The 8,272-nt window shown below is 70.4% G+C and carries 7 protein-coding genes; all 7 read left to right on the top strand.

Translation table 11 applies throughout. From position 1 onward, the window contains the following. Nucleotides 1–189 precede the first annotated feature (189 nt). A complete protein-coding gene (gene murJ / locus D0D37_RS44925) occupies nt 190–1,992 on the top strand; it encodes a murein biosynthesis integral membrane protein MurJ (RefSeq protein ID WP_425267041.1) in 1,803 nt (600 codons plus the stop codon). A 79-nt stretch (nt 1,993–2,071) separates the two neighbouring features. After that, a complete protein-coding gene (locus D0D37_RS44920) occupies nt 2,072–3,670 on the top strand; it encodes a protein kinase family protein (RefSeq protein WP_116206666.1) in 1,599 nt (532 codons plus the stop codon). A 31-nt stretch (nt 3,671–3,701) separates the two neighbouring features. Next, entirely contained in the window at nt 3,702–4,367 is a 666-nt protein-coding gene (gene sigM, locus D0D37_RS44915) for an RNA polymerase sigma factor SigM (protein WP_116206665.1), read from the top strand. Continuing rightward, nucleotides 4,364–5,161 (top strand): hypothetical protein, encoded by a 798-nt coding sequence (locus tag D0D37_RS44910; protein ID WP_116206664.1) that lies wholly within the window; start codon nt 4,364–4,366, stop codon nt 5,159–5,161. Before sigM ends, D0D37_RS44910 begins: the two co-directional genes overlap by 4 nt. A gap of 95 nt (nt 5,162–5,256) precedes the next feature. Further along, on the top strand, nt 5,257–6,249 hold the full coding sequence (trxB, locus tag D0D37_RS44905) for a thioredoxin-disulfide reductase (RefSeq protein ID WP_116206663.1): 993 nt from the start codon (nt 5,257–5,259) through the stop codon (nt 6,247–6,249). A 28-nt stretch (nt 6,250–6,277) separates the two neighbouring features. Beyond that, entirely contained in the window at nt 6,278–6,601 is a 324-nt protein-coding gene (gene trxA, locus D0D37_RS44900) for a thioredoxin (RefSeq protein ID WP_116206662.1), read from the top strand. A gap of 268 nt (nt 6,602–6,869) precedes the next feature. Then, entirely contained in the window at nt 6,870–8,018 is a 1,149-nt protein-coding gene (locus D0D37_RS44895; protein ID WP_116206661.1) for an N-acetylmuramoyl-L-alanine amidase, read from the top strand. Nucleotides 8,019–8,272: the final 254 nt, after the last annotated feature.

The following is an 8,272-nucleotide window of genomic DNA, read 5'->3' as shown; positions in this document are numbered from 1 at the left end:
TCCTCGCATCGACCGTCCGGGCCTCCGTCCGGCCCGCAGCAGCTCCCGCCGTCGGGTCCGCAACCGCTTCCGCCGGCGAACCAGCCGCCCAACCGCGGCCAGCTTCCGCAGCCGACGCCGCCGCCCGCGAACGCGCCGGTCCCGCAGCCTGCCGTGCATCGCGGCCGCGGCCCGCGGCCCAACGCGCCGATCCGGCCGTGGCAGGAAGAGGCGATGCGGGACCCGGACGCCACCCGGTTCATCCCGCGCACCGCCGGCGTCCCGCTGGCGGCTCCGTCGCGCTGGCCGACCGCCGACCCGGACGTGCTGCGCCCGTACGACGCGCTGGCCACCCAGGTCATGCCGCGGATCAAGGACGCGCCGCTCGCGCGTCCGACCGAGGCTCCGCAGCAGCCGAAGGACGAGGGCCCTTCGGTCGCCAAGGCGTCCGGCCGGATGGCGATCGCGTCGCTGATCAGCCGCATCACCGGCTTCCTGTGGAAGGTGCTGCTGGTCGCGGCGATCGGTTCCGGAATCGCGACCGACTCGTTCAACGTCGCGAACACGATGCCGAACATCATCTTCGAGCTGCTGCTCGGCGGCGTGCTCACCAGTGTGGTGGTGCCGCTGCTGGTGCGTTCGCAGGACGATCCGGACCACGGTCAGGCCTATGCGCAGCGGCTGCTGACCACCGGCGTCACCGTGCTGTTCATCGGCACCGTGATCGCGGTGATCGCGGCGCCGGCGTTCACGTCGCTCTACATCGATTCGTCCGGCCACGCGAGCGGCGGCCTGACCACGGCGTTCGCCTACCTGCTGCTGCCGGAGATCTTCTTCTACGGCGTGTTCGCGCTGGTCTCGGCGATGCTGAACGCCAAGCACGTGTTCGGGCCGACCGCCTGGGCGCCGGTGATCAACAACCTGGTGGTCATCTTCACCATCCTCGTGGTGTGGCTGATGCCCGGTTCGATCGACACCGACCATCCGTCGATCACCGATCCGAAGGTGCTCACCCTCGGCCTCGGCGTCACCGGCGGCATCGCCGCGCAGGCGCTCATGCTGATCCCGCCGCTGCTGCGGTCGGGCTTCCGTCCGCGCTGGCGCTGGGGCCTGGACAGCCGGATGAAGGAGTTCGGCGGACTGGCCCTGTGGGTCGTCGGCTACGTCGCGGTCAGCCAGGTCGGCCTCACGATCACCACCCGCGTGCTCACCAAGGGCACCTCGGGCGGCGTCACCGCCTACAACTACGCGTGGCTGCTGTTCCAGTTGCCCTACGGCGTGCTCGGCGTGTCGCTGCTGACCGCGATCATGCCGAGGATGAGCCGCGCCGCCGCCGACGGCGACACGAAGAAGCTGGTCAGCGACCTGTCCTACGCCTCGCGGATCTCGACGGTGACCCTCGTGCCGATCTCCGCGGTGATGACCATCGTCGGCACCTCGATGGGCGTCGCGCTGTTCGCGATGGGCAAGGGACGGCTGGAAGACGCCGAGCGAATGGGCCAGGCGCTGGCGATCACGGCGTTCGCGCTGCTGCCGTACGCGCTGGTGATGCTCCAGATGCGCGTGTTCTACGCGATGAAGGACGCCCGCACCCCGACGTTGATCATGATCGTGATGACCGTGGTCAAGGTGCCGCTGCTGTTCCTGTGCCCGGTGCTGCTGAACGCGGAGAACGTCGTGCTCGGCGTGATGATGGTGAACGCGCTGACCTACGTGATCGGCGCGATGCTCGGCCAGGTGTGGCTGTGGGTGACGCTCGGTAACCTGCGGAGCAAGCGGGTGATCGGAGTGATCCTGTTCACCGTCGTGGCGAGCGTCCTCGGGGTCGGGGCCGCCTGGGTCGTCGGGCTGGTCGTGCCCTCGTCGCTGAGCCCGGTTCCGCACGCCTGGATCAAGCTCATCCTGCAGGGACTCGTCGGGATCGCGGTCTCGTTCGGGGTGCTCATGGCGCTGAAGGTCGAGGAGTTGAAGCCCGTAACATCGAGATTCACTCGATTGATCAAGCGCGGGTAACGATTGATTCACGACTCACGACGCTTCTACGGCTGATGATCCGGGTACCCTCGGTGCCGGGAGCGAAGCGGGAGAGAGCGTGGACACGAGACGAAGCGAGCAGGCGGGGGACGCCGCGGGCATTCGCGCCCGGGGCGGATCGCTCGCGCCCGGACGCGTCGTAGGGGACGGCCGGTATCGCCTGCTTGCCCAGTTCGGGGTGGACGAGCGGGCCGCCGCGCACCTGTGGCGGGCGCGAGACGGGCAGCTCAAGCGGGATGTCGCACTGACCTTGCTGGTCGGCGACCCGGCGGATCCGGAGGCGGCCCGGCAGGCCCGGCGCACGCTGGAACGGGCGGCGCACGCGTCGAAGTTCGGGCACGGCGGCGTCGCACGGGTGCTGGACGTGCTGAGCCTCGGCAGCGGAGTCACCTCCAGCGAGGGCTTGCTCGGCGTCGTGGTGGCGGAGTGGACCAAGGGCAGCGACCTGGTGGACCTGGTCGCGCAGCGCCCGGTGGCCCCCGCCGCGGCCGCGCGGATGGTGCAGGCGCTCGCCGAAGCGGTCGACCACGCCCACCAGAACGGTCTCGTCCTCGGCCTCGACCACCCGCAGCGGCTGCGGCTCACCCCGGGCGGCGCGCTCAAGCTCGCCTTCCCCGGCCCGCTGCCGGAAGCCACTCTCCGCGACGACGTCAAGGCGCTCGGCGCGGTGCTGTATCTGCTGCTCACCGGACGCTGGGCGCTGCCGGGCGGACCGCCCGCGATCCCCGCGGCCCCGCTCACCCCGCAGGGGCACGTCGTGCCGCCGCGGTCGCTGGTGCCCGCGGTGCCGCCGGAGCTGTCTTCGCTGGCTGTCCGCACGATCGAGGACGGCGGCAGCGGCGGGATCCGCACCAGCTCGGCCATCCTGCGCGTGCTCGGCCAGGTCGCCGAGCAGGAGGAACGCACCCAGCTGATCAACGCGGTCGGCAAGGACGAGGCGGCGGCGGAGACCGACGGCACGATCTGGACCACGAAGAAGCCGGTGAAGGACGTCGCGCGGCGGCGGAAGCTGGCCTTCGGCGTCACCGTGCTGGTCGTCGCCACCGTGGTGATCCTCGCGTGGGGCGGGCTGATGCTGATCAACCTGTTCCAGGGCGACGGCAAGCCCACCGGTCCCGCGATCAACGTCGCTGCCCCGCCGAGCAGCGCTCCGGCGAAACCGGGCAACCAAGCCCCGCCGCCTGCGAACCAGCCGCCTGCGGGCCCGAAGCTCGGCGACCCGGTGGCCCCGAAGTCGGCGTCGGTCTACAACCCGCAGGGTTCGGGCGACAACCCGGGCCGGGCGAAGAACACGATCGACGGCGACCCGGGCACGATCTGGAAGACCGACCAGTACCAGCAGCAGCTGCCCACGCTGAAGCCCGGCGTCGGGATCGCGGTCCAGTTCGACAACCCGGTGAACCTCGCGCAGGTGAAGATCAGCGCGGACAGCCCGGGCACGAAGGTCGAGATCCGGTCTGCGGACAGCAAGAATCCGCAGCTCGACGACACGAAGGTGGTCGGAAGCGGCGACCTGAACGGGCCGGACACCACGATCAACCTGCAGCAGCCGACGCAAGGCCAGTACTTCATCGTCTGGATCACCCAGCTGGGCGACAACGGCGGCAACGGCTTCCTGAGCCAGATCGGAGAACTGAGCTTCCTGCCTGCGGCGTGAGCTGCGAGCACGACTCAGTAGGCTCTGCCGGGTGACGGCTGCAGCTCCCACGGATGCGGATCTGATCGCGGCACACGCCGCGGGCGATCCGCATGCGTTCAGTGAACTGGTCCGGCGGCATCGAGACCGCTTGTGGGCGGTAGCGCTGCGCACGCTGCGCGATCCGGAAGAGGCGGCGGACGCGCTGCAGGAGGCGTTCATCTCGGCCTTCCGCGCGGCGGGCAAGTTCCGCGCGGAATCGCAGGTCACGACCTGGCTGCACCGGATCGTGGTGAACGCGTGCCTCGACCGGATCCGGCGAAGGCAGGCCCGCCCGACCGTTCCGCTGCCCGAGACCGGGGAGTTCAACGAACCGGCCGCGCCCGGCGATTCGATGGCGGACAAGGAAACCAGCCTGCTGGTCCGCAAGGCGCTCGACCAGCTGCCCGAAGACCAGCGCGCGCCGATCCTGCTCGTCGACGTCGAGGGCTATTCGGTGGCCGAGACGGCGAAAATGCTCGGCATCGCCGAGGGCACGGTCAAGAGCCGGTGTGCGCGCGGGCGGGGAAAACTCGCGAAGGTTCTCGGGCATCTGCGGAACCCGGACGGGGGTGGCGACGTCCCAACTAACGAAAGCAAACGCAAGCACGCCACTTCGGAGGGGTCCCGGAGTGCCGGGCGAGCCCAGCGCTCGCCGGGGAACGGGGAGGGACGATGACGGACGAGAGCCGGGGGGCAGGCGGAACCATCGGGCCGCCCTGGTCTGTCGACCTGCTCGCCGACCTCCACGCCGGGGTCCTCGACGACCAGGAGGCAGCGCAGCTCTGGCCGCGGGTGAACGCGGATCCGGAGGCGCGCGCGATTGTCGAAGCCCTCGAAGCGACCACCGCCGACCTGTCCGCGCTCGCCGCGGAACCGGCCCCGCCGATGCCCGCCGAGTTCGCGGCCAGGCTCGACGCCGCGCTCGCCGCGGAGTCGGCGGCCCGGCAGGAGGCCACGTTTCCGGCCGCCGCACCGGAGCCCGCTGAGCAGCCGGTCGCGCCGGTGGCGGACCTGTCGGCGGCGAGGAAGCGGCGGAACCGGCAACTCGGCTGGGGCGCGGGGATCCTGACCGCGGCCGCGGCCGCCGCGGTGGCCATCACGCTGTCGGTTCCTGGCGCGACCACCTCAGACACCTCAGGCGTCGCCGCGCCCGCACCGTCCGCGGTGGGCGGCCCGTCCGTCGGCAGCGACGGCAGTGGTGCGGAATCGTTGCTGGGCGGCGGTCTTGGCGTGCGGAACTACGGCCCGCTGCAGGACTCGAAACGGTTCGACGCGTGCGTCGCCGCGGCCGGAATGGACCCGGCGGTGCGGCCGGAAGGCGTGCGGCCGGTGACGGTCGGGGGCAAGCCGGGCGTGGTGGCGATTTACACCACCGGCAAGCTCGCGCAGTTCCGGCTGGTCGCGTTCGGCGCGGACTGCGGGCCGGGGAACGCGGACAAGCTGTTCGACAAGGTGGTCGGCAAGAAGTAGCGGCCCGGACGTAGCGGGCGTCACCGCCGGGAACACCTCCACCTACGATCGTGTTGAGCCTGGAGCACAGGTCATGACGAGCGGAGGGTTGACGGGTGGCTGCCGAGGAAATCAGGAACCTGATCGTCGTCGGGTCGGGTCCTGCCGGTTACACCGCAGCGGTCTACGCGGCGCGCGCACAGCTCGAACCGCTGGTGTTCGAGGGCACGCAGTTCGGCGGCGCGCTGATGACGACCACCGAGGTCGAGAACTTCCCGGGCTTCCGCGACGGGATCCAGGGTCCGGACCTGATGGAGGAGATGCGCAAGCAGGCCGAGCGCTTCGGCGCCGAGCTGCGCGCGGAGGACGTCGAGTCGCTTGAGCTGACCGGCGACGTGAAGTACGTCGTCGCGAACGGCAAGCGCTACGCCGCTCGCGCTGTCGTGCTGGCCATGGGCGCCGCCGCGCGGTACCTGAAGGTGCCGGGCGAGCAGGAGCTGCTCGGCCGCGGCGTGTCCGCCTGTGCGACCTGCGACGGCTTCTTCTTCCGCGACCACGACATCGCGGTCGCCGGCGGCGGCGACTCGGCGATGGAGGAGGCGACCTTCCTGACGAAGTTCGCCAAGTCCGTGACGATCGTGCACCGCCGCGACGAGTTCCGGGCGTCGAAGATCATGCTCGAGCGCGCTCGCGCGAACGAGAAGATCAAGTGGCAGCTGAACTCGCAGATCACCGGCGTCGAGGGCGACGGGACGGTGTCCGGCCTGAAGGTGCGCGACACGCAGTCCGGCGACGAGAAGACGCTCGACGTGACCGGGTTCTTCGTCGCGATCGGCCACGACCCGCGCAGCGAACTGGTGCGCGGTCAGGTGGACGTGGACGAGGACGGCTACGTGCTGACCCAGGGCCGCACTTCCTACACGAACGTGCCCGGCGTGTTCGCCGCGGGCGACCTGGTTGACCGCACTTACCGGCAGGCGATCACCGCCGCCGGTTCCGGCTGCAGCGCCGCGATCGACGCGGAACGATGGCTCGCGGAGCACGGCGAGGCCGAGGCGCACGAGGCGCCGGAACTGGTCGGCGGCGGCTACGGCGCCGGCGAGCACTGACTTTCCCCCCGAGTTGAAGGAGCAAGCGATGTCCGAACCCGTGAAGGTGACTGACAAGTCGTTCGTGGACGACGTCCTGACCAGCGAGAAGCCCGTTCTCGTCGACTTCTGGGCGACCTGGTGCGGCCCGTGCAAGATGGTCGCCCCGGTGCTCGAGGAGATCGCCAAGGAAAACGGCGACAAGATCACCGTCGCGAAGATCGACATCGACGAGAACCCGAACACGGCGCGTGACTACCAGGTGATGTCGATTCCGACGCTGATCCTGTTCCAGGGCGGCAAGCCGGTGAAGCAGATCGTGGGCGCGAAGCCGAAGGCCGCGCTGCTGTCCGATCTCGCCGACGTGCTCTGAGCGGTCCACCTGCTGAGAACCCGGGCCAGCGACGATCGACTCGCCGGTCCGGGTTCTCGCACGTTCGGGAACCACCCGCGCGGGGGTGTGGGCGCAGGTGTACTCGGCGTGTCCGCCGAGGGCCCGCGCGCCCCTCCGGTGGCGCACCGACCGGGCCTGCGTACTCACCGAGAGTTCACAGGGCACAATGGGTGCCTGGGTACACCCCTACCCGGGTTTCTGTTTCGCATCGAGCCGGTTTCGGTGCCTGAGGAAGAGCGAGGAGTGCATGCGGGTACTCCGCCGCGGTGACGCCGGTCCCGACGTCGCCGAGATCAGGTCGATCCTTGCCGGGATGGATCTGCTCCCGCCGGTGGCGGGGACCGAGCGGTACAACACGTTCGACGTCGCGGTCGAGCAGGCCGTGCGCGCGTTCCAGCAGCGCCGCGGGCTCATCACCGACGGTGTGGTGGGCCCTGCGACGTACCAGGCGCTCAAGGGCGCCAGCTATCACCTCGGGAGCCGCCCGCTCCAGTACCTTTTGTCGGCGCCGGTGAACGGCGACGACGTTTTCACTCTTCAGGAGCGGCTCACCGAGCTGGGCTTCGACGCGGGCCGCCCGGACGGCTACTTCGGCCCCCAGACCGAGCGCGCCCTGCGCACGTTCCAGCGCGACATGCGGCTGACGTCCGACGGAATTTGCGGCCCGGCCACCATCCGCGAACTGCACCGCCTGTCGTCGCCGCGCGCCCGCGGCGGCCGTCCGGTTTTCCTGCGCGAGCAGGAGCAGGTGCGCCAAGCAGGCCCGCGGCTGCGCGGCAAGCGCATCGTGATCGACCCGGGCCACGGCGGCGAGGACCTCGGTGTCGTCGCCGGCGGCCTGCGCGAGGCGGACATCGCCTGGGACCTGGCACGGCGGCTCGAAGGCCGGATGCAGGCCACCGGCATGGAGGCCCTGATCAGCCGGGGCCCGAACCACAGCCCGACTGATTTCGAACGCGCTCGTTTCGCCAACGACGCCGGCGCGGACCTGTTCCTGTCGCTGCACAGCGACAGCAACCCGTCGCCCCGCGCGCAGGGCGTGGCGAGCTTCCACTTCGGCACCGGCAACGGCACGACGTCCACCGTCGGCGAATTGCTGGCCGGCTTCATCCAGCGCGAGGTCGCCGCCCGCACCGGCCTGCTGGACTGCCGCACGCACTACAAGACGTGGGAAATCTTCACCCGCACGCGCTGCCCGGCCGTCCGCGTGGAAATCGGCTACCTGACCAACCCGGACGACGCCGCCCGCCTGGGCGATCCCGCCTTCCGGGACGTCGTGGCCGAGGGCATCCTCATCGCCGTCAAGCGCCTGTACCTGCTGGGCGAGGGCGACCAGCCGACCGGCACCTTCACCTTCGCCGACGTCCTGGCCCACGAACTCGCGAAGGCCGAATAGCCGTTTTTCGTTCGGCCGCCCGCACCTGGGCCTTGCGCTTTGCCCTTGCCTTGCTCGCTCCTCAAGCCCCCACCCTGGCCCTGACTCGCCCTGAAGCGGACTTTCCCCGCCGATGCCACCTGGGCCCAGTCCGGCGCGTTCCAACCCGCTGCCGCCCCTCTCAGCCCTGCTGCCCGCTCGCGTTTACCCGTGCTGACCCGTCCGCACTCCAGCCAACCACTACCCACAGTCACCGTCGACCGCCTGATTCCCGC

The organism is Amycolatopsis circi, assembly GCF_003385235.1.
In the GTDB taxonomy this organism is placed as follows: Bacteria; Actinomycetota; Actinomycetes; order Mycobacteriales; family Pseudonocardiaceae; genus Amycolatopsis; species Amycolatopsis circi.
This window is presented reverse-complemented; position numbering and strand designations above follow the sequence as displayed.